The sequence below is a fragment of the Marmoricola endophyticus genome (assembly GCF_014644415.1).
In the GTDB taxonomy this organism is placed as follows: domain Bacteria; phylum Actinomycetota; class Actinomycetes; order Propionibacteriales; family Nocardioidaceae; genus Marmoricola; species Marmoricola endophyticus.
In genome coordinates this window covers 481,139-505,321 of record NZ_BMKQ01000001.1, presented here as the reverse complement: position 1 = coordinate 505,321, position 24,183 = coordinate 481,139, and the positions used below count along the sequence as shown (strand labels likewise).

The 24,183-nt window shown below is 71.8% G+C and carries 22 protein-coding genes; 7 read left to right on the top strand and 15 right to left on the bottom strand.

The annotated features are described in order from the left end of the window. Window positions 1-6: 6 nt before the first annotated feature. Window positions 7-1,335, bottom strand: coding sequence for a metallophosphoesterase (locus tag IEX42_RS02475; RefSeq protein ID WP_188777917.1), 1,329 nt, complete (start codon window positions 1,333-1,335; stop codon window positions 7-9). 130 nt (window positions 1,336-1,465) lie between these two features. Further along, the gene (locus IEX42_RS02470; protein WP_188777915.1) at window positions 1,466-3,118 is read right to left on the bottom strand and encodes an alpha/beta hydrolase; all 1,653 of its coding nucleotides are present in this window, start codon (window positions 3,116-3,118) and stop codon (window positions 1,466-1,468) included. A gap of 115 nt (window positions 3,119-3,233) precedes the next feature. Between IEX42_RS02470 and IEX42_RS02465 the strand changes: the two genes are divergently transcribed. From IEX42_RS02465 to IEX42_RS02445, 5 genes are all read left to right on the top strand, one after another. After that, window positions 3,234-4,061, top strand: coding sequence for a putative protein N(5)-glutamine methyltransferase (locus IEX42_RS02465; RefSeq protein ID WP_188777912.1), 828 nt, complete (start codon window positions 3,234-3,236; stop codon window positions 4,059-4,061). 10 nt (window positions 4,062-4,071) lie between these two features. Further along, the gene (locus tag IEX42_RS02460; protein WP_188777910.1) at window positions 4,072-5,610 is read left to right on the top strand and encodes a helix-turn-helix domain-containing protein; all 1,539 of its coding nucleotides are present in this window, start codon (window positions 4,072-4,074) and stop codon (window positions 5,608-5,610) included. 98 nt (window positions 5,611-5,708) lie between these two features. Beyond that, window positions 5,709-6,593, top strand: coding sequence for a glycerophosphodiester phosphodiesterase family protein (locus IEX42_RS02455; RefSeq protein ID WP_188777908.1), 885 nt, complete (start codon window positions 5,709-5,711; stop codon window positions 6,591-6,593). Beyond that, a complete protein-coding gene (locus tag IEX42_RS02450; RefSeq protein ID WP_188777906.1) occupies window positions 6,590-7,966 on the top strand; it encodes an MFS transporter in 1,377 nt (458 codons plus the stop codon). Before IEX42_RS02455 ends, IEX42_RS02450 begins: the two co-directional genes overlap by 4 nt. A 165-nt stretch (window positions 7,967-8,131) precedes the next feature. Further along, entirely contained in the window at window positions 8,132-8,509 is a 378-nt protein-coding gene (locus IEX42_RS02445; protein ID WP_188777905.1) for an RNA polymerase-binding protein RbpA, read from the top strand. An 8-nt stretch (window positions 8,510-8,517) separates the two neighbouring features. On the opposite strand, the gene IEX42_RS02440 is transcribed toward IEX42_RS02445, so the two are convergent. Beyond that, window positions 8,518-9,060: an FxsA family protein gene (locus IEX42_RS02440; RefSeq protein ID WP_188777903.1), complete on the bottom strand. Its 543-nt coding sequence runs from the start codon at window positions 9,058-9,060 to the stop codon at window positions 8,518-8,520. Between the two features lie 525 nt (window positions 9,061-9,585). Here IEX42_RS02440 and IEX42_RS02435 point away from each other — a divergent pair. Both IEX42_RS02435 and IEX42_RS02430 read left to right on the top strand, forming a co-directional pair. Continuing rightward, window positions 9,586-10,074, top strand: a complete 489-nt coding sequence (locus IEX42_RS02435; RefSeq protein ID WP_188777902.1) for a VOC family protein — start codon at window positions 9,586-9,588, stop codon at window positions 10,072-10,074. Window positions 10,075-10,102: 28 nt separating this feature from the next. Beyond that, entirely contained in the window at window positions 10,103-11,008 is a 906-nt protein-coding gene (locus IEX42_RS02430) for a 5'-3' exonuclease (RefSeq protein ID WP_188780845.1), read from the top strand. 1 nt (window position 11,009) lies between these two features. On the opposite strand, the gene IEX42_RS02425 is transcribed toward IEX42_RS02430, so the two are convergent. The 12 genes from IEX42_RS02425 to dop form a co-directional block, all read right to left on the bottom strand. Continuing rightward, complete coding sequence (locus tag IEX42_RS02425; protein WP_188780844.1) at window positions 11,010-13,808, bottom strand: DEAD/DEAH box helicase; 2,799 nt, start codon at window positions 13,806-13,808, stop codon at window positions 11,010-11,012. 66 nt (window positions 13,809-13,874) lie between these two features. Continuing rightward, window positions 13,875-14,750: a diacylglycerol/lipid kinase family protein gene (locus IEX42_RS02420; protein WP_188777900.1), complete on the bottom strand. Its 876-nt coding sequence runs from the start codon at window positions 14,748-14,750 to the stop codon at window positions 13,875-13,877. Between the two features lie 29 nt (window positions 14,751-14,779). After that, complete coding sequence (tatC, locus tag IEX42_RS02415; RefSeq protein ID WP_229660526.1) at window positions 14,780-15,613, bottom strand: twin-arginine translocase subunit TatC; 834 nt, start codon at window positions 15,611-15,613, stop codon at window positions 14,780-14,782. Between the two features lie 3 nt (window positions 15,614-15,616). Continuing rightward, entirely contained in the window at window positions 15,617-15,889 is a 273-nt protein-coding gene (tatA, locus tag IEX42_RS02410; protein WP_229660525.1) for a twin-arginine translocase TatA/TatE family subunit, read from the bottom strand. A gap of 101 nt (window positions 15,890-15,990) precedes the next feature. Further along, window positions 15,991-16,965, bottom strand: coding sequence for a helix-turn-helix transcriptional regulator (locus IEX42_RS02405; RefSeq protein ID WP_188777898.1), 975 nt, complete (start codon window positions 16,963-16,965; stop codon window positions 15,991-15,993). Continuing rightward, window positions 16,965-17,936, bottom strand: a complete 972-nt coding sequence (locus IEX42_RS02400) for a helix-turn-helix transcriptional regulator (protein WP_188777896.1) — start codon at window positions 17,934-17,936, stop codon at window positions 16,965-16,967. The genes IEX42_RS02405 and IEX42_RS02400 overlap by 1 nt, the downstream gene beginning before the upstream one ends. 84 nt (window positions 17,937-18,020) lie before the next feature. After that, entirely contained in the window at window positions 18,021-19,382 is a 1,362-nt protein-coding gene (gene pafA / locus IEX42_RS02395; protein ID WP_188777894.1) for a Pup--protein ligase, read from the bottom strand. Between the two features lie 91 nt (window positions 19,383-19,473). Further along, window positions 19,474-19,941 carry a PPOX class F420-dependent oxidoreductase gene (locus tag IEX42_RS02390; RefSeq protein WP_188777892.1) on the bottom strand — a complete coding sequence of 156 codons (468 nt, stop codon included), beginning with the start codon at window positions 19,939-19,941 and terminating at the stop codon, window positions 19,474-19,476. Then, window positions 19,938-21,329 (bottom strand): proteasome subunit alpha, encoded by a 1,392-nt coding sequence (gene prcA, locus IEX42_RS18315; protein WP_373286197.1) that lies wholly within the window; start codon window positions 21,327-21,329, stop codon window positions 19,938-19,940. The genes IEX42_RS02390 and prcA overlap by 4 nt, the downstream gene beginning before the upstream one ends. A gap of 39 nt (window positions 21,330-21,368) precedes the next feature. After that, window positions 21,369-22,220, bottom strand: a complete 852-nt coding sequence (prcB, locus tag IEX42_RS02380; protein ID WP_188777890.1) for a proteasome subunit beta — start codon at window positions 22,218-22,220, stop codon at window positions 21,369-21,371. Then, window positions 22,220-22,423, bottom strand: coding sequence for a ubiquitin-like protein Pup (locus IEX42_RS02375; protein WP_188777888.1), 204 nt, complete (start codon window positions 22,421-22,423; stop codon window positions 22,220-22,222). The genes prcB and IEX42_RS02375 overlap by 1 nt, the downstream gene beginning before the upstream one ends. Window positions 22,424-22,568: 145 nt before the next feature. Continuing rightward, a complete protein-coding gene (dop, locus tag IEX42_RS02370) occupies window positions 22,569-24,074 on the bottom strand; it encodes a depupylase/deamidase Dop (protein ID WP_308422190.1) in 1,506 nt (501 codons plus the stop codon). Window positions 24,075-24,183 lie beyond the last annotated feature (109 nt).

Sequence of the window (24,183 nt, the reverse complement as noted above, 5' to 3'; positions counted from 1 at the left end):
AGCGGCTCAGATCCGCTCGCCGGGGGTCTCGCGGTCGAAGGCCCAGGAGAGGACGCCGCTGTCCTCGAGCGGTACGGGCTCCTCGGCGTCAGGGTGCTCGGCCGGTGGCTCCTCGGCCGGTGACTCCTCGGCCGGGGGCTCGACGACCGGAGGGTCCTCGACCGGAGTCTGCTCGGCCGCGGGCGACTCCTCCGCGCCGGCCTCCTCCAGCCAGACCGGGACGACGTCGGAAGGCGGCTCCGGTGCGACGCGGCGGGTGCTCGAGTCGAGCTCGTCGGGCCAGGTGTCGACCTGCGCACCGTCGTCACCGAGGGCGAGCGACGGTCCCGGGATCTCCCCGGCCGGGATGTGGGTGCCGAGCGCACGGGCCTCCTCGCCCGTGGTCGGCCGGGTCGGCGTGACCTCCTCGTCGGCGACGGGGTTCCCGGTGCGCGGGTCGCTCAGGGTCACCCGGTCGAGGGCAGCCGCCCGTCGGGCGCGTACCGGGTAGGAGACGAGGCAGCCGGGAGCACCGATCTCGAGGACCACCCCTGCGCCGCCGGCGACCTGCCGGTCGAGCCGTACGGGGGCGGTGAGGTCGGTGTGGTCGACGGCTCCCGGGGCGACCTGGACGGGCGTTCCCGCGAGCACCCCGGTCAGCGGGACCCGAAGGTGCCCGGCGAGGACGGCCCGCACGTCGCTGCCCTCGACGACCTCGACGAGACGATCGGTGTCGCGCAGTGCCCGCTCCCCCAGGTGGTCGAAGCCACCGGGACTGATCGGGGGGTGGTGCAGCACGAGGACCGTGCCGCGCGGCCCCTCCGTGTCGAGGACTCGGTTCAGCCACTGCGCCTGGTCCTCACCGAGCACACCGTGGGGCGAGCCGGCGAGGGTCGTGTCGACCGTGACGACCCGCAGGCCGTCGACCTCGCTGACCCAGCCGTGCCGCTCGTCGGTCCGCTCCCCGAGCGGCCCGATGGTGCCGTAGTCGAGGTCGTCGGGCCCGAGGTGGCCGGACCCGAGCACCTCGCCGAACCGGTCGTGGTCGTCGCGGTCGCCGACCGCGTAGACGTGCGGCGCACCGTGCCGGGCCGCGAAGGCGCCGATCAGACGTCGTGCGGTGGCGTACGACGTGGTCGAGCCGTCCGCGCTCACGTCTCCGCTGACGACGACCAGGTCGAGGTCGGGCAGGTGGCGCAGGTCGTGCAGCAGCGACTCGACGTGGCGCTCCGCCTCGTCGACCGGCCCCGACGGACGCCGGGCCCGCAGCCCGAGGTCGGACAGGTGCAGCACCCGCAGCGGGGTACGACGAACCGCCGAGGCGACACCGCTGGCGACCTCGCCCGTTCCGTCCACGCCCTCTGCCCTTCCGATCGGTCCTTGCGCGCACACGCCCCCGCAGCGGCACTGTAGTCATCCGTCCTTCGACGACTTCGTGTCGCTGCGGGGGCGCGGCCACCGGCCGGTGCCGGTGATCAGGTGTCGCTCACTGCTGAGCCGAGGTCACCACCGTCCGCAGGTCGTTCGGCATGGTCGGCGCGGCCACGCGCTTCTGCGCCTGCGTCGTCGCCGCCGCGCCGGCCGGGACCGGAGCCGGGACCGGGTCGCACTTCACGTCGGACTGGTCGCCCCGCACCCGCTTGTCGAGCGTGCCGTCGAGCAGGTAGGCGGCGATCCGGTCGTCGGTGCAGCTGACGCCCGACAGCGAGCCGGCGTGCGTGCTGCCGTTGACGCCCTCGATCAGCACCGAGCGCGGGAACCGCTTGCGCACCTCGATCGCACCCGAGAACGGGGTCGCGGCGTCGAAGGTCTCCGAGATCAGCAGGATCGGCGGCGCCTTGGAGCCGTCGACGCTGAACGGGGCGGAGGCGGCCTTGCCCTTCCAGGTCAGGCAGGGGCCGTTGAACCAGGCGTTGGCCCAGGTCTCGAAGGGCGCCTTCGCGTAGGTCTTGAAGTTGTCCTTGCGGATCTTCGCGTACGACGACGGCCACGGGGCGTCGGTGCACTGGGTGCCGAGGTAGATCGCGAAGCCGTTGTCCGAGCCGGGGCCGGGGGCGCCGTTGGCGGCGACGTACTCCTGCTTGATCGGGCCGTACTTGCCGTGCACCGCCTTCTGGAACGCGTTGGCCGTGTCCTCCCAGCCGTAGACGTAGTAGCCGGCGGAGAGGAACGCGTCGGTCCACTCGTCGGGCCCGATCTTGCCGTCGAGGGGCGCCTTGCGGGTCTTGGCCAGCATGTCGTCCCAGACCTGGCGCACGGCCTTCTCGGTCTTGCCGAGGTGGTAGACCTTGTCGTACTTGGCGACCCAGGCGAAGAAGATGTTCTCGGTCTTCTCGAACGCGACGTCCTGGTCGAGGTTCGACTCGTAGACGTCCCGCGCCGGGTTGGTCACCCCGTCGAGCACCATCCGGTGCACCCGGTTGGGGTGCAGGGTGGCGTAGGTCTGGCCGATGGTCGTGCCGTAGGAGAAGCCGTACCAGCTGATCTTCTGCTGACCCAGCGCCTTGCGGATGCTCTCGATGTCGTTGACCGTGTCGGTGGTCTTCAGGTGGTCGAGCAGCTTGCCGCCGGCCTGCTTGCAGTCACGGGAGTACTGCGCTGACTTCTGCTTCCAGAACGTCTCGTCCGCCTTGTTCAGCGGGACGTAGTCCGGTCGGTTGAAGGGGAAGTAGTCCGGGTCGCAGGCCAGCGACGGCTCGCTGGAACCGACGCCGCGCGGGTCGAACCCGATCCAGTCGTACGGGTTGCCGCCGCCGTTCGGGATCGCGCCCTGCAGACGCGACAGCGTCAGGCCCGAGCCGCCGGGGCCGCCGGGGTTGACCAGCATGATGCCCTGCGCCTGGGCGTCGGGCGTCTTGTGCTTGATCCGGGAGACGGCCACCTTGATCTTGGCGCCGTTCACGTCGTCGTAGTCCAGCGGCACGATCACCTTGCCGCACTCGGCGCCGGCGGCCTGCAGCGAGGCGCTGGTGCACTGCCCCCACGCGATCGGCGGCGGGACGTAGCTGGTGCCGGACTGGGCGGCGGGCGCCTTCGCCGGGGCGGGGGTTGCCGCGGTGCCGGGTGCGGCCGCGGTGGCGAGAAGAGTGCCGGAGGCGGTGATCCCCGCGACCAGCAGCCCGAGTCGTCCTCTGTTCATCGGATGGTGTGCTCCTCGGATCGGCGGCACCCGGGTCGGTGCCGCGGCTCACAGTGCCACCGACCACCGACGTCCGAGAAGAGCCGGAGGTCGCGATCCGGCAACATTCCACCGCGTGAGCTCCGGATGGCCGCCCTCGGCCGGGCAGCAGGCCGACGTCGTACGACGTCTCCGCGCGGCCGGGTGCGTCTTCGCCGAGGACGAGGCGGCCGAGCTCGTGGCCGCCGCCGACACGGTCGACGACCTCGCGCGCCTGGTCCGGCGTCGCGTCGCCGGAGAGCCGCTCGAGCACGTCGTCGGTCGTGTGTCCTGGGCGGGTCTGGAGCTCCTCGTCGGCCCCGGGGTCTTCGTCCCGCGGCGCAGGACCGCACTGCTGGCCGAGGTGGCGGTCGCTGCCACCAGCGAGGTCCGGGACACCCCGGTCGTGGTCGACCTGTGCTGCGGTGCGGGCGCCGTGGCGGCCTACGTCGCGGACCGCCTCCCCCGGGCCCGGCTCTACGCCAGCGACGTCGCGGCGGCCGCCGTGGCCTGCGCCCGGGCCAACGTCGGCGAACGCGCGACGGTGCTGGCCGGGGACCTGTACGACCCGCTGCCGGCGGCGCTGCACGGTCGCGTCGACGTCTTGTGCGTGAACGCCCCGTACGTGCCCACGGACGCACTCGACCTGCTCCCCCACGAGGCGCGCGAGCACGAGCCGCTGCTCGCGCTCGACGGCGGCGCCGACGGCCTCGACGTGCATCGCCGGGTGCTCGCCGGGGCCGCCGAGTGGCTGACCCGCACCGGCACACTGGTGGTGGAGGTCGGCGAGCCGCAGCTGGCGACGTACCTGGACCTGCTCGGCCGTGCGGCTATGGTGGGCGAGCCGGTCCGCGGTCTCGACGACGAGCTGGTGGTGCGCGCCACGCCGCGTCAGGAACTTGGTCATATCTCATATCAGGTATAACGTGTCGGCCGTGTCTGACCCGAACCTGAGCCGCATCGGCACCCTCATCCGCGACGCCCGCAAGCACCGGGGGTGGACCCAGGCGCAGCTGGCCGACGAGCTCGGCACCAGTCAGAGCGCCGTCAACCGGATCGAGCGGGGCCACCAGAACCTCACGCTGGAGACCATCGGCCGGATCGGTGCCGCGCTCGAGGCGCCGATCATGAGCATCGGGAGCGGCCCGACCCACCTGCGGGTCACCGGCCCGACCCGGCTGACCGGCAGCATCGACGTGAAGACGTCGAAGAACGCCGGTGTCGCCCTGCTGTGCGCGAGCCTGCTCAACCGGGGCCGCACCACGCTGCGCCGGGTCGCGCGCATCGAGGAGGTCAACCGGCTCCTCGAGGTGCTCCAGAGCATCGGCTACCGGACCACGTGGCTCAACGAGGCCGGCGACCTCGAGCTGGTGCCGCCGCGCGAGTTCGACCTGTCGGCGATCGACGTGTCCGCCGCGCGTCGTACCCGCTCGATCATCATGTTCCTCGGCCCCCTGATGCACCGCGACTCGCGCTTCGACCTGCCGTACGCCGGTGGCTGCGACCTCGGCAAGCGCACGGTCGAGCCGCACCTCATCGCGCTGCGTCCCTTCGGGCTGCAGGTCGAGGCGACCGAGGGCAGCTACCACGCCTCGGTCGACGACGAGGTGTCCCCGCGGCGTCCGATCGTGCTCACCGAGCGCGGCGACACGGTGACCGAGAACGCCCTCATGGCCGCGGCCTTGCACGACGGACCGACGACGATCCGCAACGCGAGCTCGAACTACATGGTCCAGGACCTGTGCTTCTACCTGGAGAAGCTCGGGGTCAAGATCGACGGCATCGGCACCACGACGCTCGAGGTCTACGGCCGCAGCGAGATCGACGTCGACGTCGACTACTCCCCCAGCGAGGACCCGATCGAGGCGATGAGCCTGCTCGCGGCGGCCATCGTCACCGAGTCCGAGATCACCGTCCGCCGGGTCCCGATCGAGTTCATGGAGGTCGAGCTGGCGCTGCTCGAGGAGATGGGGCTGCGCTACGACCGGTCGCCGGAGTACGTCGCCGCCAACGGGCAGACCCGGCTGGTCGACATCACCCCCCATGTCTCGCCGCTGCGCTCGCCGCTGGACAAGGTCCACCCGATGCCGTTCCCGGGCCTCAACATCGACAACCTGCCGTTCTTCGCCGTCATCGCCGCGAAGGCCGAGGGGCAGACGCTTCTCCACGACTGGGTCTACGAGAACCGTGCGATCCACCTCGCCGGTCTCAACCAGCTGGGCGGGCGGGTGACGCTGCTGGACCCGCACCGCGTGATGATCGAGGGCCCGACCCACTGGTCGGGCGCCGAGATCATGTGTCCGCCCGCGCTGCGGCCGGCCGTGGTCATCCTGCTGGCGATGCTGGCCTCCAAGGGCACCTCGGTGCTGCGCAACGTGTACGTCATCCAGCGCGGGTACGAGAGCCTCGCCGAGCGGCTCAACGAGCTGGGCGCGAACATCGAGACCTTCCACGACGCGGTCCCCGGCGTCTGAGCGCTCGCGCGACGCCGCGGACCTGATGAGTACGAGGACCCTGGCGCCCCCGGCGTGGGCCGGTCCACCCTCGAACGGTGCCGCTGCATACTGCACCCGTGCCCGACGGTCGACCACGTGTCCCCCGCACCGGGTTCGCCTACCTCGACGAGCCGTCGTACCCCCTGGCGATCGCGCACCGCGGTGGCGCGAGGCACCCCGACTTGGCCGGGTTGGAGAACACGCTGGCCGCCTTCGAGCACGCCGTCGGGCTCGGCTACCGCTACCTCGAGACCGACGTCCACCTCTCGCGCGACGGCGTCCTCGTCGTCTCCCACGACGGTGTGCTCGGACGGCTGACCGACCATGCCGGGCGGATCTCCGACCTCACCGCCGCCGACCTCGCCCGGGTCCGGGTCGCCGGAGACCACCCGCTCCCCACGATGGCCGAGCTGCTCGAGAGGTTCCCCGAGGCTCGGTTCAACATCGACATCAAGGGCGCGGACACCGCCGTCCCGCTGGCAGTGCTGCTGCGCACGACCGGCGCGGAGCGTCGCGTCTGCGTGGGGTCGTTCTCGCTGAGCCGGCTGCGAGAGTTCCGACGCGCCACGGGCGGTCGGGTGGCGACGTCGGCCGCGCCGGTGGAGGTCGCCGGCTTCCTCGCGCCCGACCTCGGCGCCGGCACGCGACGCGGCCTCTCCGACGTGCTGGCGGCGGGCAGGCGCCTGGTGGGCGGACGCGCCGCCCCGGTGGCGCTGCAGGTCCCCGTGCGCCGAGGCCCGTTCCCCGTCGTCACCGAGGGCCTGGTCGACCGTGCCCACGCCGGCGGCCTGCACGTCCACGTGTGGACCGTCGACGACCGCGACGAGATGGCTCGGCTGCTCGACCTCGGCGTCGACGGGCTGATCACCGACCGGACCGACGTCCTTCGCGACCTCCTGGTCGAGCGTGACCAGTGGGACGACACGGGCGCCGGACACCAGGGGTACGAGGAGGAGACGTGAGCACGCAGACCGAGGCGGCGGACCTCGACCCCGTCGAGCGCAAGGCCCAGCAGAAGGCCTGGAACTGGTACGACTGGGCGAACTCGGCCTTCTACACGACGGTCCTGTCGGTCATGTTCGCGCCGTACATGATCACGGTCACCGGCCGTGCCGCCGGCTGCACGGACGCAGACTCCACCTGCGACAAGACGGTCAGCGTGCTGGGGCTGCACCTGGCGGCCGGGTCGCTGCCGTCGTACCTCACCAGCTTCGCCACGATCAGCAGCGCGTTCGTGCTCCCGGTCGTCGGTGCGTTCGTGGACCGCTCGGACCACAAGAAGCGGATCATGGGGGCCTTCGCCATGGCGGGCGCGCTCTGCGCCGCCCTGCTGTTCTTCCTGCGCGACGACGACTGGCAGATCGGCGCGGTGGCGGTGGTGCTCAGCAGCATCCTGGCCGGGTGCTCGTTGATCGCCTACTACGCGATCCTGGTCGACATCTCGACCGAGGACGAGCGCGACGACGTCTCCTCGCGAGGGTGGGCCTGGGGCTACCTCGGGGGCGGGCTGCTGCTGGCTGTCGACCTCGGCATCTTCCTCGGGCACGACGCGATCGGCATCGACGAGGGTCTGGCGGTCCGGCTCTCCCTGCTCTCCGCGGCCGTGTGGTGGGCCGGCTTCACGCTGATCCCGCTGATCCGGCTCACCGACCGCCCGGCCCGCCACGTGGTTGTCAACGAGGGTGGCCTGTGGTGGCGCAGCTTCGGACAGCTCTGGGAGACGCTGAAGGAGCTGCGCGGCTACCCGATGACGCTGACCTTCCTGCTGGCCTACGTGTTCTTCAACGACGGCATCCAGACCGTGATCTACGCAGCGTCGACCTACGGGTCCAAGCAGCTGGGCATCGGGCAGAGCGTGCTGATCGCGACCATCCTGCTGATCCAGTTCGTGGCCTTCGGCGGGGCCCTGTTCTTCGGGCGGCTCGCGGCACGGTTCGGGTCCTACCGCTGCATCCTGTACGGCAACGTGGCCTGGATGGTCGTGGTCGTGCTGACCATCGCCCTCCCGGCGGGGAACGTAGCGCTGTTCGTGGTCATCGCCGTGGCGATCGGCATCGTGCTGGGAGGGACGCAGGCGCTGTCCCGCTCCTTCTTCAGCCTGCTGATCCCCGCCGGTCGCGAGGGTGAGTACTTCAGCCTGTACGGCGCCGCCGAGCGCGGTACCTCGTGGCTGGGGACCCTCGTCTTCGGGCTGGTCTTCCAGATCACGGGGTCGTACCGGCCGGCGGTCTTCGCGCTCATCGTGTTCTTCGGTGTCGGAGCGCTGCTCCTGCTGCGCCTGGACCCGCGGCGGGGCATCGAGGACGCGGGGAACCGCGTCCCCGCCGTGGTGTGAGCACCTGCCTCTTCGACCGCCGGAGGGGCACGGCGCGAGTTGGCCCGCCTTGGCCCGCTGCGGCACGATGGGGAGGGCCCTCGGTCGTGCACGGCGCCGGGGAATCATGACCAACGGCCCGGTGTTCTCCACCGGAGTCGTCATCCACGCTGCGGAGGTGCAGACATGGCAGAGCGCACGCTGAGAGGCGCCCGTCTCGGGGGACAGAGCTTCGAGGACGAGCGCGGGATCGAGTTCGCGGCACGCCAGCAGGTCGGTTACGCCTGCGAGAACGGCCACCGGTTCGAGATCACGATGTCGACCGAGGCCGAGATCCCGGCGACCTGGGAGTGCCCGCGGTGCGGCGCCGAGTCGCTGTCCGTCGACGGGATCACCAAGGAGGAGAAGCCGGAGAAGCCCGTGCGCACGCACTGGGACATGCTCCTCGAGCGGCGTTCGGAGAAGGAGCTCGAGGAGATCCTCACCGAGCGCCTCGAGCTGCTCCGCGGCGGCGAGATCGGGCCGGCGCACCTGCACCGCGGCCGCAGGAAGGCCAAGGCCTAGCCCTCGACCTACTCGACCACATCGCCCCGGACCACGTCAGGTCCGGGGCGATCGTCGTTCACGGGACCGCCGCCACGTCCTCCGCTCCCGTTGCGGCCCACACCACCGGTGGCGCCGGCGTACGGCGCGAAGGCCGCCGGGGCGAGGCGGCGGTCGATGACGCGGGCCAGCGCGCTGCGGCCCATCGGTCGCGTGAACGGCAGGATGAGGAGCACGCCCAGCACGTCGAGCACGAAGCCCGGCGTCAGCATCAGCAGCCCGCCGGCCAGGATGAGGGCACCGTCGGCCAGCTCCTTGGCCGGCATCCTCCCCTCCTGCAGCGCCGTGCGCAGCGCCCGCCAGGCGCGGCCACCCTCCCGCTTGACCAGCCACGAGCCCAGCAGGCTGTCGGCGATCAGGAGCAGGATCGTCCACCAGGCGCCGATCACCTGACCGACCTGGATGACGACGTAGATCTCCACCAGCGGCACGACCACGAACGCGACGAGCAGCAACCAGCCCGGCACCAGCCGGCGTCGACGTCCCGGTGAGCCGGAAGCGGGGGTGGACATGGTCTCGGTCCTGGAGGGCACGTGTGGTCAACGAACGGGAGTGCCGCGGTGTTTCCTGGCGGGGCCGCGAGAGGGGAAGCGCAGGAACGAGGGGAGGGAGTCGGCCTTCGGACCGCCTCGTCGTGGCTGGCTGCCACGATGCGGAGTGCGTTGTCTACTGGTCGACCTCTCCCCCCGTTGTTCTCCCGCCCCGGCACCGTGATGACCCCTGAGGTGCGAAGTCGCGGATCGTGGCACTCGACCCGCCCCCGTCACCTGGCGCCACCGGGAACCGGAGGCGTTCTGCCCGGAGGAACGTGGTTCATTCCAGCGGCCGGCCGACAGAACTGTCAATCGCGCGCTGACCTGCGAGTTCGCCTCGTTCTCGCAGGTCAGGCGCGGCGTGAGGCGCGCCATATTCGCGGGCGAGAAGTCCGAAATGTCGGCGTGTCGTCATCGACACGCCGACGACGTCCAGACCGGCGATGAGAACGCCCTCTCGCGCCGGTCGACACGGTCGTTCACACCAGTTCTCAGGAGGCACACATGCAACGACTCGTCCCCAACCTGTGGTTCCCCGGCAACGCCGAGGAGGCTGCCGCGTACTGGGTCGCGATCTTCCCGGACAGCCGCATCGTCTCGACGACGCCGTACGGACCGGACACCCCGGGCGTCGAGGGCACGACGATGGTGGTCGAGTGGGAGATGCTCGGCCAGCGGTACGTCGGCATCAACGGCGGCGACCAGTTCCCCTTCAGCGAGGCCGTCAGCCTGGAGGTCCCGTGCGACACCCAGGAGGAGATCGACCGCACCTGGGCCGCGCTCGCCGACGGCGGGCGTCCGGGGCCCTGCGGCTGGGTCACCGACCGGTTCGGCTTCCGCTGGCAGGTGACGCCGGTCGTGCTGCCCTCGATGCTGGCCGACCCGGACCGCGACCGGGTCGCCCGCGTGACGCAGTACTTCCTCTCGCTGGACGGCGTGCCCTTCTCGATCGACGACCTGCAGGCCGCCTTCGACGCCTCGGGCGGGGACTAGGGTCGGCCCGGTGAGCGAACCCCGCCTGATGCTGCTGGACACCGCGAGCCTGTACTTCCGGGCGTTCTTCGGGGTGCCGGACTCGGTGACCTCGCCGCGGGGGGAGCCGGTCAACGCCGTGCGCGGGTTGCTGGACTTCATCGCCCGACTGGTCGGGGACTACTCCCCCACCCACCTGGCCTGCTGCTGGGACGAGGACTGGCGCCCGCAGTGGCGCGTGGACCTGCTGCCGTCGTACAAGGCGCACCGCGTCGTCGAGGAGGTCACAGGCGACCCCGACGTCGAGGAGGTCCCCGATCCCCTGCAGGTGCAGGTACCGGTGATCCTGGAGGTGCTGGAGGCGCTCGGGATCGCGGTGGTGGGTGCCGCGGGCTACGAAGCCGACGACGTGATCGGCACGCTGGCCACGGACGCAGGGATGCCGGTCGACGTGGTCACGGGCGATCGTGACCTGTTCCAGCTGGTCGACGACGCCTCGGGCGTCCGCGTCCTCTACACCGCCCGCGGGGTGGGCAGGCACGAGCAGGTGACCGACGAGTGGGTGGTCGGCAAGTACTCCGTCCTCCCCTCCCAGTACGCCGACTTCGCCACCCTGCGTGGTGACTCCTCCGACGGGCTCCCCGGCGTGGCGGGTGTGGGTGAGAAGACCGCCGCGTCGCTGCTGCTGAGGTACGGCGACCTCGACGCCGTCCGCGCCGCTGCCGCCGACGCAGACTCCGAGCTGGCGCCGGCCCCACGGCGCAAGATCCGGGAGGCGGCCGCCTACCTCGACGTCGCACCACAGGTCGTCGCGGTCGTCCGGGACCTCGACCTCGGGGCGACGGACCTGACGCTGCCCCGTACGCCGGCGGACCGGGGCGCCTTCGACGCGCTGACCGAGCGCTGGGGCCTCGGCTCCTCGGCCGACCGGGTGCTCGCGGCGCTGGGCGGGTGACTCAGACGGCGTCCGGGGAGGTGCCGGCGACCGAGGAGTAGGCCACCACCCCACGTCGCAGCAGCGCGACGCAGGTGCGTGCGGTCTCGCGCAGCGGAGAGGGACCGGCGGCGTCGGCGATCTGACCGGCCAGGTCGAGAAGCTGCTTGATCCAGCGGACGAAGTCACCGGCGGCGAGACCGGTGGCGTCGAGCACGTCGTCGAGGTCGTCGCCCGAGGCCCACCGGTGGGCGGCGTGGGCGAACCCGAGGTCGGGCTGGCGCGCGAACTCCACCTTGTGCTCGCGCTGCAGCTCCTCCAGCTCGCCCCACAGACGGGTCGTCGCGGCCAGCGCCTCCCGCACCGCGGGGTCGGACGGGATCCGTGGAGCGTTGTCGTCCGGACGTCGGGCCTCGAAGACGAGGCTCGAGAGCACCGCGGCGAGACCCGGGGCGTCGAGGTCGTCCCACAGCCCCTGCTCGATCGCCTCGGCGGCGACGAGGTCCAGCTCGGCGTAGATCCGGGCCAGGCGGTTGCCCTTGCCGGTCACGACGGTCTGGCCGTCGCGCTCGGCGAGGTAGTCCAGCCGGCCGAGCACCTCGCAGATCCGGTCGTAGCGCAGCGCGATCGTGTGCGTGCGCTGCTCGATGCGGCGGCGCAGCGTCTGCGCGTCGCGGTCGAGCTTGTACCAGCGCTCGGACCACCGTGCGTGATCCTCGCGGTCGGGGCAGTCGTGACACGGGTGCGAGCGCAGCCGGGCCCGGACCTCCTCGACCTCTCCCCCGGCCTTCGTAGCGCCGGCCGCCCCTGATGTCGCCCGACGAGGCGGTGGCAGGTCGCGCGTGCGCTGGCGCAGCGTCGAGGCCAGGTCGCGGCGCGCTTGCGGATCGCGGCCGCTGAAGCTGCGCGGGACCTTCATCCGCAGCAGCGGAGCGACCGGGGTCGGGAAGTCGGTGAGGTTGAGCCGGCGTGCGTGCCGGTCGAGCGTCAGGACGTAGGGCCTGGGCCCGTCGCTCCCGTCGCCTCTCAGTCGGGTGCCCGGGTCGATCACCACGGCGAGCCCCGAGAACTTGCCCGCCGGCACCTCGATCACGTCGCCGGGACGCAGCCGCTCCAGCGACTCCTCGGCCTCGCGACGTCGGTCCTGCTTGCGCGCCGTCGCGGCGCGCGCCTCGACGTCGGAGAGGCGGCGGCGCAGGGCGGCGTACTCCATGAAGTCGCCGCGGTCGCAGGCGGCCGCCTCGGCGTACCCCGCCAGCGCCTCGTCGCTCTTGCGCAGCTGCGTGGCCAGACCGACGACCGCCTTGTCGGCCTGGAACTGGGCGAAGGACTGCTCGAGCAGGTCGCGCGCGGTGTCCCTGCCGAACTGGCGCACGAGGTTCACCGCCATGTTGTACGAGGGACGGAACGACGAGCGCAGCGGGTACGTCCGCGTGCTGGCCAGCCCGGCCACCGACCCGGGGTCGAGGCCGGGCTGCCACAGCACGACGCCGTGCCCCTCCACGTCGATGCCGCGCCGGCCGGCGCGTCCGGTGAGCTGGGTGTACTCCCCCGGCGTGATGTCGGCGTGGGTCTCGCCGTTCCACTTCGACAGCTTCTCGATCACCACGGACCGGGCGGGCATGTTGATGCCCAGGGCCAGGGTCTCGGTGGCGAAGACGACCCGGCACAGGCCCCGGAGGAAGAGCTCCTCGACGCACTCCTTGAAGCGGGGCAGCATGCCGGCGTGGTGGGCGGCGACGCCGCGGGTGAGGCCGTCGAGGAACTCGTGGTAGCCCAGCGCCTGCAGGTCCTCCTCGGGGAGGTCCGCGCAGGTCTCCTCGACGAACGCGTAGATCTCGTCGCGCTCCTCGGGGGTGGTCAGCCGCAGATTGGCGTCGAGGCACTGCTGGACGGCGGCGTCGCACCCGACACGGCTGAAGATGAAGACGATCGCCGGCAGCAGGGAGGCCCGGTCGAGGCGCTCGACGACCTCGGCGCGGCTGGGGATCCACACCCGGCGGCCGTTGCCGACCTGACGGGGACCACCGCCGCGACCGCCACGGCCGTTGCGGCCGCGTCGGTCCTTCGGGCTGCGCCGGTCGCGGACGCGGCTGCTGGCCCAGTCGTCGCGTGCGACGCGGAGCAGCTGCGGGTTGACCTTCTCCTCCCGCGCCGGGTCGTGACGGCCGTCGTGCTCCTCGGCGAAGAGGTCGAACAGTCGCCTCCCCACCATCACGTGCTGGAACAGCGGCACCGGGCGCCGCTCCTCGACGACCGTCGTCGTCTCCCCGCGCACGGTCTCCAGCCACTCGCCGAACTCCTCGGCGTTGGACACCGTCGCCGAGAGGGACACCAGCGCCACCGACTCGGGCAGGTGGATGATCACCTCCTCCCAGACGGCCCCACGGTCGCGATCGGCGAGGTAGTGGACCTCGTCCATCACGACGTACGCGAGACCGTCCAGCGTCCGCGACCGTGCGTAGAGCATGTTGCGGAGCACCTCGGTGGTCATCACGACCACCGGCGCCTCGCCGTTGATCGTGTTGTCGCCGGTGAGGAGGCCGACCTGCTCCGGGCCGTAGCGCTCGACGAGGTCGTGGAACTTCTGGTTCGACAGCGCCTTGATCGGCGTGGTGTAGAACGCCTTGCGGCCGGTCTCCAGCGCCAGGTGGACGGCGAACTCCCCCACCAGCGTCTTGCCCGACCCGGTCGGCGCTGCGACGAGCACGCCGCGGCCGTCCTCGAGCTCGTGGCAGGCCCGGACCTGGAAGTCGTCGAGCGCGAAGTCGTACATCGAGGCGAAGCCGGCGAAGAGCGGGTGACGCTGGCGGGCTCGCATCCGGGCATAGCCCTCGGCGGCACTCACGAGCACTCCTGGGGAGTCAGGGGATCGATCAGGGGACGGTCACGGAACGAGGACCCGCAGGGCCCCCGGCACCACCTCGGCGGTCAGGGGCAGCGGCCCGACCCGTTCCCCGTCAGCGTAGGCGACCACCCCCGGCGCGGCGACCGTCACCCGCCGCGCCCGGCGCCGCTCGTAGCGCGGGTGCGTCTCCAGCGACCCCGTGAACAGCCGGGGGTAGCTGCGGGCCAGCTCGCGTCGGGTCAACGGCGCGACGACGACGACGTCGAGGTACCCGTCGTCGGGTCGCGCGCCCTCGGCGATCCGCAGCCCGCCACCGAACGACGCCATGTTGGCCACGGCGACCAGGGTCGCCTCGGTACGGATCGTCTCCCCGTCGAGCTCGATGGTGTAGCCGATCGGCTCCAGCACGCGCAGCCGGTCGAGCGCCGCGAGCGTGTAGCGCAGCTGGCCGCGAGGACGGGTCAGCTGGTTGGCCCGCTCGTTGACCAGCGCGTCGAACCCGGCCGAGAGGACCGTGACGTGGCGGCGTCCCGAGACGGCCATCAGGTCGACCTCGCGGTGGTGTCCACGCAGCACCACCTCGACGGCCGCGTCCGGGTCCCGGCGAGGCAGACCGAGGGTGCGTGCCACGTCGTTCCCCGTGCCTGCGGGCACGACACCGAGCCGGGCGGAGGTGCCGGCGACCGCGTCCGCGCCGAGCTGGACCATCCCGTCGCCGCCGACCACGACCAGCGTCTCGGTGCCGCCTGCGAGGGCTGCACGAGCGAGGTCGAGCGCGTGGGCGTGGTCGGCTCCCTGCAGCGCGGTCACCTCGACACCGGCGCCGCGCAGCCGCCGCAGGGCGCGACCGGCGTACGTCGCACCGCGGCCGCGGCCGGCGGTGGGGTTGGCCAGGAGGGCGACGGCCGTGGACACGAGCGCAGACGCTACCGCTGTGCGAGCGGTCAGGGCAGCGGTGAGGCCTCGTCCGGCGAGGGCGCCAGCTCGGCCCGCCGCCCACGTGCGCGGTCGACGGTGCGGGCCACGACCTCCGAGATCGCGAACAGCACGAGCATCGGCAGCGCCAGCAGCGTCATCGAGATCGGGTCGGTCGACGGCGTCGCCACCGCGGCGAAGACGAAGACGCCGATGATGATCCAGGGCCGGTAGCGCCCGAGCACCCGCCCGGGCAGCACCCCGACGAGGTTCAGCAGCACCACGAACAGCGGGATCTCGAAGGCGATGCCGAAGACCAGCAGCATCCGGCTCGTGAAGGTGATGAAGTCGTTGAAGTCGACGAGGTTGACCACGTCGGACTGGGTGAAGTTGATGAGGACCTGCAGGCCCTTGGGCAGCACGTAGTAGCCGAGCAGGACCCCGGCGATGAACAGCGGTCCGGCCACGGCCACGAACAGCCGTGTCCACTTGCGCTCGTGCGCGTGCAGCCCCGGGAGGATGAACGCCCAGATCTGGTAGAGCCAGTACGGCGAGGTCACGATGACCGCCACCAGCGAGCACAGCTTGAGCTGGATCGAGAGGCCGGCGCCGACACCGTTGAACGTGAGCTCGGAGGTCACGCCCTCCTTGAGCTGACGGCTCGCCTCCTTGTACGGCGCGGCGACCAGGTCGAAGATCTGGGAGTAGAAGAAGAGCGCGATGATGATCGCGACCACCACGACGACGACGGCACGCAGCAGTCGCGCCCGCAGCTCGCGGAAGTGGTCCGAGAGCGCCATCCGGCCGTCGTCTCCCACCGGGTGCTGCGGGTTCGCCCGCAGCAGCCCGAGGAGGCTAGCCACGGCTCAGGCGTCGGGGTTGTTGCGGCGCTCCGGCTCGACGACCTCACCGCGGGCGTCGAGGTCGCGCGCGGGCTCGGTCTTCGCCGTGGTCTGGTCCGTGGACTTCTCGTCGTCGGAGTCGGTGAGGGCCTTGGTCTCGGCCTTGAAGATGCGCAGCGCCTGCCCGCTGCCGCGGGCCAGGTCGGGGAGCTTGGAGGCGCCGAAGAGAAGCACGATGACGGCCACGATGATGAGCAGCTCGCTCGTCCCGAGTCCGGCGATCAGCGGAATGGTCATGATCCCTCTTGTCCTGGCGGAGGTCGACGTCAGCCACGTCGCTGGCCCTTCTCACTGTACGCGCACGTCGTGGCAGCGCACGTCGTGGCAGCGCACGCCGGTCAGTCGCCGTACGCCCCGAGCGCCGTGCGCGCCTGCCTGGTCACCGCCGCCGCGAGGTCGGGCGGCCCGACCACCTCGGCGTACGGAGCGAGTCTCAGGACCAGGCGGACCAGCCAGCGCGGGTCACCCGCGCGGATCCCGACCTCCAGGGCGCCGTCCTCGAGCTCGGTGGTCGAGGCGACGGGGTAGTACTCCGCCACCCACCGCGCCGGGCGCGCGAGGCGGACGGTCGCGACCACGTCGTCCTGCGAGGCCTCGAACAGGCCCTCGGAGAGGTCGCGCGGCTCGACGTCGTGCGGCTCCACCGCCGAGTCGAGGACGTCGATCCCGTCGATGCGGTCCAGCCGGAACAGCCGACGGTCCTCGGCGAGGTGGCACCAGGCGTCGAGGTACGCGCTGCCCTCGGCGTCGAGGACGGCGAGCGGGTCGACGACACGCTCGGTGTTCTCGTCCCGGGAGGGGACGAAGTACCCCAGGCGCACCTGTCGACCGCTCGTCACCGCCTGCTCCAGCTGACGCCGGACGTCGGCCGTGCGCGGGTCCGGGGTGGGCACGTCGATGACCTCGGCCGACGCGGCCTCGCTGGTGGCCGCCTCCAGCTTGACCAGCGCCCGGTCGATCGCGTCGCGCGAGCTCTCCGCGGTCGTCCCCTCGCGCAGGGCGCGGAGCGCGAGCACGAGTGCGGACGCCTCCGAGCTCTGCAGCCTCAGCGGGCGGCGCAGGAAGTCCGCGTTGCTCAGCCGGATGACGCCGTCGCCGTCGGGTCCGAGTGCGTCCATGTCGACGTCGATCAGATCGCCGGGGCCCAGGCCTGGGAGGCCGCAGAACCACACCACCTGCAGGTCGCGTACGAGCTGCTTGGGGGTCACGCCGAAGCGCTGCGCAGCGGACTCCAGACCGACGCCGTCCGGGTGGGCCTGGAGGTAGGGCACGAGGGCGAGAAGCCGGGTGACCTGTTCCTTCGCGCCGGCCATCAGCCCTCCTCCCCCGCGGCAGCGAGCGTACGGAGCCGGTCGACCACCGCGTCTCGCAGCTCCTCGGGCTGCTCCACGACGACGGCGTCCAGGCAGGCCAGCACATCGCCGGTGAGCCGTCCGAGATCGGCGAACTCCACCTCGAGGCGGTCCCACCCACCGTCCAGGGGCGTCGATGTCGTCGCCCGCCGCCGCAGCGCGTGCGCCTCCCCCGTCCTCGCCCGGACGACGGCGACGGCGCTGGGTCGCTCCGGAGCCAGGGAGCGCGCGAGCGCGCGGACGTCGGTGCCCGGGGGCACGGAGAACGACCCGGGCTCGCCGTCGTCGGCGACGTCGCCCACCACACGCGAGAGCCGGAACAGCCGGGGCTCGCCGCGGTCGGTGTCGTGCCCGACGACGTACCACCGCCCGCGCGAGGACACGACGCCCCACGGCTGCAGGTGGCGGGTGGTGGGCTCGGGCTGGTCGCCGCGGCGGTAGTCGAAGCGGATCGGCGTACGGCCCTGGCAGGCGGCCCACACGTCGTCGAAGGTGGGCTCGTCGGCGACCAGCCGGGGCGAGACCACGTCGATGGCCTCGCGATCGGTGGCCACGCCGGCGGCGGTCAGCTTCAGCAGCGCCTGGGACGTGGCGTCGGCCATCCCCGCGTGCTGCCACACCCGGGCGGCGAGCCCGACGACGGCGGCCTCGTCGGGCTCGAGCTCGAGTGCCGGCAGCTCGAACGCGTCGCGGGCGACCCGGTAGCCGGCCTCGTCGCCGAAGTAGGCGTCCTGGCTCCCGGTCTCCACCGGGACCCCGAGGCCCCGCAGCTCGTCCTTGTCACGCTCGAACATCTTCTCGAACGCCTCGTCGGAGGAGACGTCGCGGTACTCCTCGATCGTCTCCCTGATCCGCTGCTTCGAGACGTACGTCCGGCTCACCAGCAGGAGGATCAGCAGGTTGATCAGCCGCTCGGACTTGTTGGCGGTCATCGCACCATCGCCTCACTCTCGACAGCAGTTCACTGCACGGACCTCCGCGACGGCCGGCGCAGCACAGACGTGCGCGGGAACGACCTACATCCCCTCGATCAGCCGCTGCACCCGCTCGTCGTGCGCCCGGAACGGGTCCTTGCACAAGACCGTGCGCTGGGCCTGGTCGTTCAGCTTCAGGTGCACCCAGTCGACGGTGAAGTCGCGACGTCGCTCCTGCGCGCGCTTGATGAAGTCGCCGCGCAGGCGGGCGCGGGTGGTCTGCGGCGGCACCGACTTGGCCTCGAAGACGGCGAGGTCGTTGGTCACCCGGGCGACGGCACCCTTGCGCTCGAGCATGTAGTACAGGCCGCGCTCGCGGTGGATGTCGTGGTACGCGAGATCGAGCTGAGCGATCCGCGGGTGGCCCAGCGGCAGGTCGTGCTGAGCGCGGTAGCGCTCGATCAGGGAGTACTTCGTGACCCAGTCGATCTCGCGGTCCACCAGGCTCAGGTCGCCGGAGTCGACGGCCTTGAGCCCGCGCTCCCACAGGTCGAGGACCCGGTCGACGACGGGGGTGTGCGTCTGGCGCTGGTCCACGAAGTCGCGCACCCGGGCGAGGTACTCGGACTGGATCTCCAGCGCGCTGGCCTCGCGGCCGTTGGCCAGCCGCACCTTGCGCCGCCCGGTCATGTCGTGCGAGATCTCCCGGATCGCCCGGATCGGGTTCTCCAGGGTGAGGTCGCGCATCACGACCCCCTCCTCGATCATCTGCAGCACGAGGTGGCACGACATCACCTTGAGCAGCGTGGTGACCTCGTTCATGTTGGAGTCGCCGACGATGACGTGCAGCCGCCGGAACCGCTCGGCGTCCGCGTGCGGCTCGTCGCGGGTGTTGATGATCGGGCGCGAGCGCGTGGTGGCGCTGGAGACGCCCTCCCAGATGTGCTCGGCGCGCTGGCTGACGGAGTACGACGCGCCGCGAGGCGTGGAGACGACCTTGCCGGCGCCGACGAGGATCTGCCGCGTCACCAGGAAGGGGATCAGGACGTCGGCCAGGGTGGCGAACTCGCCGTGCCGTGCGACCAGGTAGTTCTCGTGGCAGCCGTAGGAGTTCCCGGCGGAGTCGGTGTTGTTCTTGAACAGGTAGACGTCACCGGCGACGCCCTCCTCGTGCAGCCGTCGCTCGGCGTCGACCAGCAGGCCCTCGAGGATCCGCTCGCCGGCCTTGTCGTGGGTGACCAGGCTGACCACGTCGTCGCACTCGGGGGTGGCGTACTCGGGGTGGCTCCCGACGTCGAGGTAGAGCCGTGCGCCGTTGCGGAGGAAGACGTTGCTGCTGCGGCCCCACGAGACGACCTTGCGGAAGAGGTAGCGCGCGACCTCGTCCGGCGAGAGCCGGCGCTGCCCCTTGAAGGTGCAGGTGACGCCGTACTCGTTCTCGATGCCGAAGATGCGACGGTCCACTCCCCCAGCCTAGGCGCGAACACCGACAGGCGGGCACCGACCGCGCCGAGGGCCGCCCGTCCGGTGAGGAGCCGACCAGCCGAGGGGACGCTCAGTCGGCCATCTCGGGCGGGAAGCCGCCGGTCGCGATGGGCCCCCACCGCTCGATGGTGAGGCGGATGATCGACTTGTTCTGCTCGAGCATCGCCTGGCGGTACTCCGCCCAGTCCGGGTGCTCGCCGGAGATCGCGCGGAAGTAGTCGACCAGCGGCTCCACGGACGCGGGTGCGTCGATCACCTCGGCCGTCCCGTCGACCTGCACGTACGGGCCGTCCCAGTCATCGGAGTGGACCAGGATCGTGCACTCCGGTCGCTTGCGCAGGTTAACGACCTTCGCTCGCTGGGGGTACGTCGAGACGACGACCCGGCCCTCCTCGTCCACGCCGGCCGTCACCGGCGACACCTGCGGCCGGCCGTCCTCACGGCTGGTCACCAGGGTGACCTGGTGCCGCTCGCCGATGAACGCCAGCAGCTCTTCGCGGCCGACCCGGTCGGTGGTGGCGAGGTTGCGCGCCGTCACTCGCGGTCACCGCGCCAGAACGGGTGCCAGCCCTCGCCGTCCGTGCGCTCCTCGTCGGCGTCGTCGGAGTTCTCGGGGTTCTCGGACTCCTCGGAGCTCTCTGGGCCCTCGGCGGGCTCGGCCGTCGACCCGCCGGTCTCCTCGGGGGACCACTCCTGCTCGACGGAGTCGTCGCCCAGCTCGCCCTCGGAGGCGTACGTGGGCTCCGGGGCCGTGCCCGCGACGCCCGGAGGGGGCGGCGGGCGGTCCGCACGCGGCTGCGCCGGCTCCGGCTCGGGAGGCGGCGCCACCGGTGGCCAGAGGTCGGCCCGGTCGTCCGGCTCGGCCACGCTCGGGGCGTCGGGCTCGATCACGTGCTCCGGCTCGACCACCGGCACGGCCTCCGGCTCGGTCAGGGGCTCCGCCTCGACCACCGGCACGGGCTCCGCCTCGACCACCGGCTCGGGGTCCGGGGCGGGCGCCTGCGGGGTAGAGGGCGTGGTGTCCTCAGCGACGCTCCTCGGATCGGGCTCCGACTCCGTCTCCGGGCTCGCCGTCGGCGCGGCCGACGGGCCGCTGTCGAGCACGGGAGCGACCGGGGGCTCGGACGGTGCCGCTGGCTCCGCGTCGTCGGTGAGGGTGGGAACCGGGGTCGGTCCGGGGTCGGCCGGCCCGGAATCACCGTCGGGGCCCCGGTCCGGGCCTCCGTCCGGGCCTCCGTCCGGGCCGAGCGCACCGGCGAGGGTCACGTCGTCGAGGCGTCGGAACTTGCGCTGCTGGCTGCGGGTGCGGTCCAGGACGGCGGCCTCGAGGTCGCTGACCGGGATGCGCCGGTCGTCGGCCTCGCCGTGGCCGAGCGCGGCGACCGCCAGGCGGAGCGCCTCGGTCAGGGACAGCCCTGACGTCCAGCGCTCGGCGAGGTAGGACGTGACCGACTCGGCCTGGCCGCCCATGGCCGCGTAGCCCTGCTCGTCGGCCACCTGGCCGTCGTACGTCAGCCGGAACACCTGGTCCTCCGCGGACGAGACGCCCAGCTCGGCGACGAAGATCTCCACCTCGTACGGCTTCTCCGCCCCGCTGGAGAAGATCGCCCCGAGGGTCTGCGCGTACGCGTTGGCCAGGCCGCGCCCGGTGACGTCGCGGCGGTCGTAGGAGTAGCCACGCATGTCGGCGAGGCGTACGCCCGCGATGCGCAGGTTCTCGAACTCGTTGTAGCGACCGACCGCGGCGAACGCGATCCGGTCGTAGATCTCGGAGATCTTGTGCAGGGCCTGGGACGGGTTCTCGGAGACGAAGAGGACGCCGTCCGCGTACTGCAGGACCGCGACCGAGCGACCGCGGCCGATGCCCTTGCGGGCGTAGTCCGCCCGGTCCTTCATCATCTGCTCGGGCGAGACGTAGAACGGCATGTTCACCGAAGGAGACCTCCTGGTCGCGGAACGGTTGGGTCAGTCGAGCGCGGCGACGGGGCCGTCGGGCCGGCGCATCCGGCCGGCGACGACCCGGTCGGCCACGGCCGCCACCTCGTCGTCGGCCAGTCGCCGGTGCCCCGCCGCGGTGATGACGCTGACCACGGGGAAGATCCGCCTCGTGAGGTCGGGCCCACCGGTCGCGGAGTCGTCGTCGGCGGCGTCGTAGAGCGCCTGCACGACGGCGAGCACCGCGTCGGCCTCGCCCAGGTCGTCGCGGTAGAGCTTCTTCAGCGAGCCGCGGGCGAACACCGATCCCGAGCCGACGGAGTGGAACGCGGTCTCCTCGTAACGGCCACCGGTCACGTCGTAGGAGAAGATCCGCCCCTGCGCGGCGTCGGGGTCGTAGCCGGCGAACAGCGGCACCACGGCGAGCCCCTGCATGGCCAGGCCGAGGTTGCCGCGGATCAGCGCCGAGAGCCGGTTGGCCTTGCCGTCGAGCGAGAGCGGCGAGCCCTCGATCTTCTCGTAGTGCTCGAGCTCGGTCTGGAACAGCCGCACCATCTCGACGGCGATCCCGGCCGTCCCGGCGATGCCGGCGCAGGAGAACTCGTCGGTCGGGAAGACCTTCTCGATGTCGCGCTGGGCGATCACGTTGCCCATCGTGGCGCGACGGTCGCCGGCCATCACGACACCGGCGGAACCCGCCGCCCCGAAGGTCGCCGCGACGATGGTGGTGCCGTGCGGAGCGAGCTCCGCCGCACTGCCCGGGGGCAGCTGCCGGCGCGAGGGCAGCAGGTCCGGTGCGTGCTCGCCGAGGAAGTCGGCGAAGGACGACGTGCCGGGCGTGAGGTACGCCGCTGCGAGACGGGCGTCGGTGCGGGGCGTCACTACTGGCCGCCCTTCTGGATGAACGACTTCACGAAGTCCTCCGCATTGGTCTCCAGGACGTCGTCGATCTCGTCGAGGATCGAGTCGATGTCGTCGTCGAGCCGCTCCTTGCGCTCGGTCGCGGCACCCTCGGGGGCCGGACCTGCGTCGACCGGCTCCTCGTCCTCGGTGGACCGGCGGGGTTGCTTCTGCTCCTGGGCCATGGCGCACTCCTTCGCGGACGAACAGCCTGTCTGGTGGCTCTGACTCGACCCTATCGGCCCACAGGGAGCAGCGACCTGTCGGGAAGGGTGGTGTCGCCCGTCGTCCACGTCAGGTGCGCGGACCGGACCGGCGGCCTGCGAGCGGTCAGCGGGTGAGCGCGCCGTAGAGGGACAGTGCGTCCGGCGAGGCGTCGATCAGGTCTCCGACGTGTGCGCGGCTTCCGCGCAGCGGGTCCAGCGTGGGGATCCGCTGCAGCGACTCGTGACCGGGCAGGTCGAAGATCACCGAGTCCCAGGACGCGGCGGCGACCTGCTCGGCGTACTTGTCCAGGCACCGGCCCCGGAAGTACGCGCGCGTGTCGGTCGGCGGCTCGTGCATCGCGGCGGTGACCTCGTCGTCGCCGACCAGGCGCTCGATCCGACCGGCGCGCACCAGACGCTGGTAGAGGCTGCGCTCCGGACGCAGGCTGGAGTACTGGAGGTCGATGAGCGCGAGCTTGGCGTTGCTCCACTCCAGCCCGTCGCGCTGGCGGTACTGCTCGAGCAGCTTCAGCTTGGCCACCCAGTCGAGCTCCGAGGCGCACTCCATCGGATCGCGCTCGAGCCGCGTCAGGACGGACTCCCACCGGGCGAGCACGTCGAGGGTCTGCTCGTCGGCGTCGGCACCGAGCCGCTGGTCGACGTACGCCCGGGCGGCGTGGAAGTACTCCCACTGGAGCTGCACGGCACTCAGCGTGCGTCCGTCGGCCAGCTCGAGCAGGTGACCCAGCGACGGGTCGTGCGAGACCTCGTGCAAGGACTGCACGGGCTTGCGCACCGAGAGGTCGCGCGTGAGGAAGCGGTCCTCGACCATCGCCAGCACCAGTGCCGTCGTCCCGACCTTGAGGTACGTCGACACCTCCGCCAGGTTGGCGTCCCCGATGATCACGTGCAGCCGGCGGTACTTCGCCGGGTCCGCGTGCGGCTCGTCGCGGGTGTTGATGATCGGCCGCTTGAGGGTCGTCTCCAGCCCGACCTCGACCTCGAAGAAGTCGGCGCGCTGGCTGAGCTGGAACCCGTGCCCTCGACCGTCCTGCCCGATCCCCACGCGACCGGCGCCGCACACGACCTGCCGCGAGACGAAGAAGGGCGTGACGTGCTTGACGATGTCCGCGAACGGGGTGCTCCGACGCATCAGGTAGTTCTCGTGGCTGCCGTAGGAGGCGCCCTTGTTGTCGGTGTTGTTCTTGTAGAGCGTGATGTCCGGGTCGGGCGTCGTCGCCGCGAAGCGGCAGGCGTCGTACGCGACCAGCTCGCCGGCCTTGTCCCACACGACGATGTCGCGAGGCGTGGTCACCTCGGGGGTGGAGTACTCCGGGTGGGCGTGGTCGACGTAGAGCCGCGCACCGTTGGTGAGGATGACGTTGGCCAGCCCCAGGTCCTCGTCGGTCAGCTGGCTGAGGTCCGCCACCTGGCGCGACATCTCGAAGCCGCGGGCGTCGCGCAGCGGCGTCTCCTCCTCGAAGTCCCAGCGGGCGCGTCGCGCACGGTGGGAGGAGGCGGCGTAGGCGTTGACGACCCGCGAGCTGGCGACCATCGGGTTCGCGGTCGGCGATCCGGCGACGGTGATGCCGAACTCCGTCTCGGTCCCCATGACCCGGCGCACGCTCATGGGGCGAGCGTACGGCGCGGAGCGGTACGCGGCGATGCGGCCGGACACCGCGGACGGACGCCGGAGGGGATGCTCTAGGGTGACCCGGGTCCGAGGGTCGCGTCCGCGC

What these genes read in the sequence shown, in the direction of transcription:
- IEX42_RS02400 (WP_188777896.1), bottom strand. Translation starts at nt 17,936, where the DNA reads ATGACCGCCAACAAGTCCGAGCGGCTGATCAACCTGCTGATCCTCCTG.
- IEX42_RS02470 (WP_188777915.1), bottom strand. Translation starts at nt 3,118, where the DNA reads ATGAACAGAGGACGACTCGGGCTGCTGGTCGCGGGGATCACCGCCTCC.
- IEX42_RS02430 (WP_188780845.1), top strand. Translation starts at nt 10,103, where the DNA reads ATGCTGCTGGACACCGCGAGCCTGTACTTCCGGGCGTTCTTCGGGGTG.
- IEX42_RS02375 (WP_188777888.1), bottom strand. Translation starts at nt 22,423, where the DNA reads ATGGCCCAGGAGCAGAAGCAACCCCGCCGGTCCACCGAGGACGAGGAG.
- tatA (WP_229660525.1), bottom strand. Translation starts at nt 15,889, where the DNA reads ATGACCATTCCGCTGATCGCCGGACTCGGGACGAGCGAGCTGCTCATC.
- dop (WP_308422190.1), bottom strand. Translation starts at nt 24,074, where the DNA reads ATGAGCGTGCGCCGGGTCATGGGGACCGAGACGGAGTTCGGCATCACC.
- IEX42_RS02405 (WP_188777898.1), bottom strand. Translation starts at nt 16,965, where the DNA reads ATGGCCGGCGCGAAGGAACAGGTCACCCGGCTTCTCGCCCTCGTGCCC.
- IEX42_RS02435 (WP_188777902.1), top strand. Translation starts at nt 9,586, where the DNA reads ATGCAACGACTCGTCCCCAACCTGTGGTTCCCCGGCAACGCCGAGGAG.
- IEX42_RS02445 (WP_188777905.1), top strand. Translation starts at nt 8,132, where the DNA reads ATGGCAGAGCGCACGCTGAGAGGCGCCCGTCTCGGGGGACAGAGCTTC.
- IEX42_RS02425 (WP_188780844.1), bottom strand. Translation starts at nt 13,808, where the DNA reads ATGCGAGCCCGCCAGCGTCACCCGCTCTTCGCCGGCTTCGCCTCGATG.
- IEX42_RS02440 (WP_188777903.1), bottom strand. Translation starts at nt 9,060, where the DNA reads ATGTCCACCCCCGCTTCCGGCTCACCGGGACGTCGACGCCGGCTGGTG.
- prcA (WP_373286197.1), bottom strand. Translation starts at nt 21,329, where the DNA reads ATGCCGTTCTACGTCTCGCCCGAGCAGATGATGAAGGACCGGGCGGAC.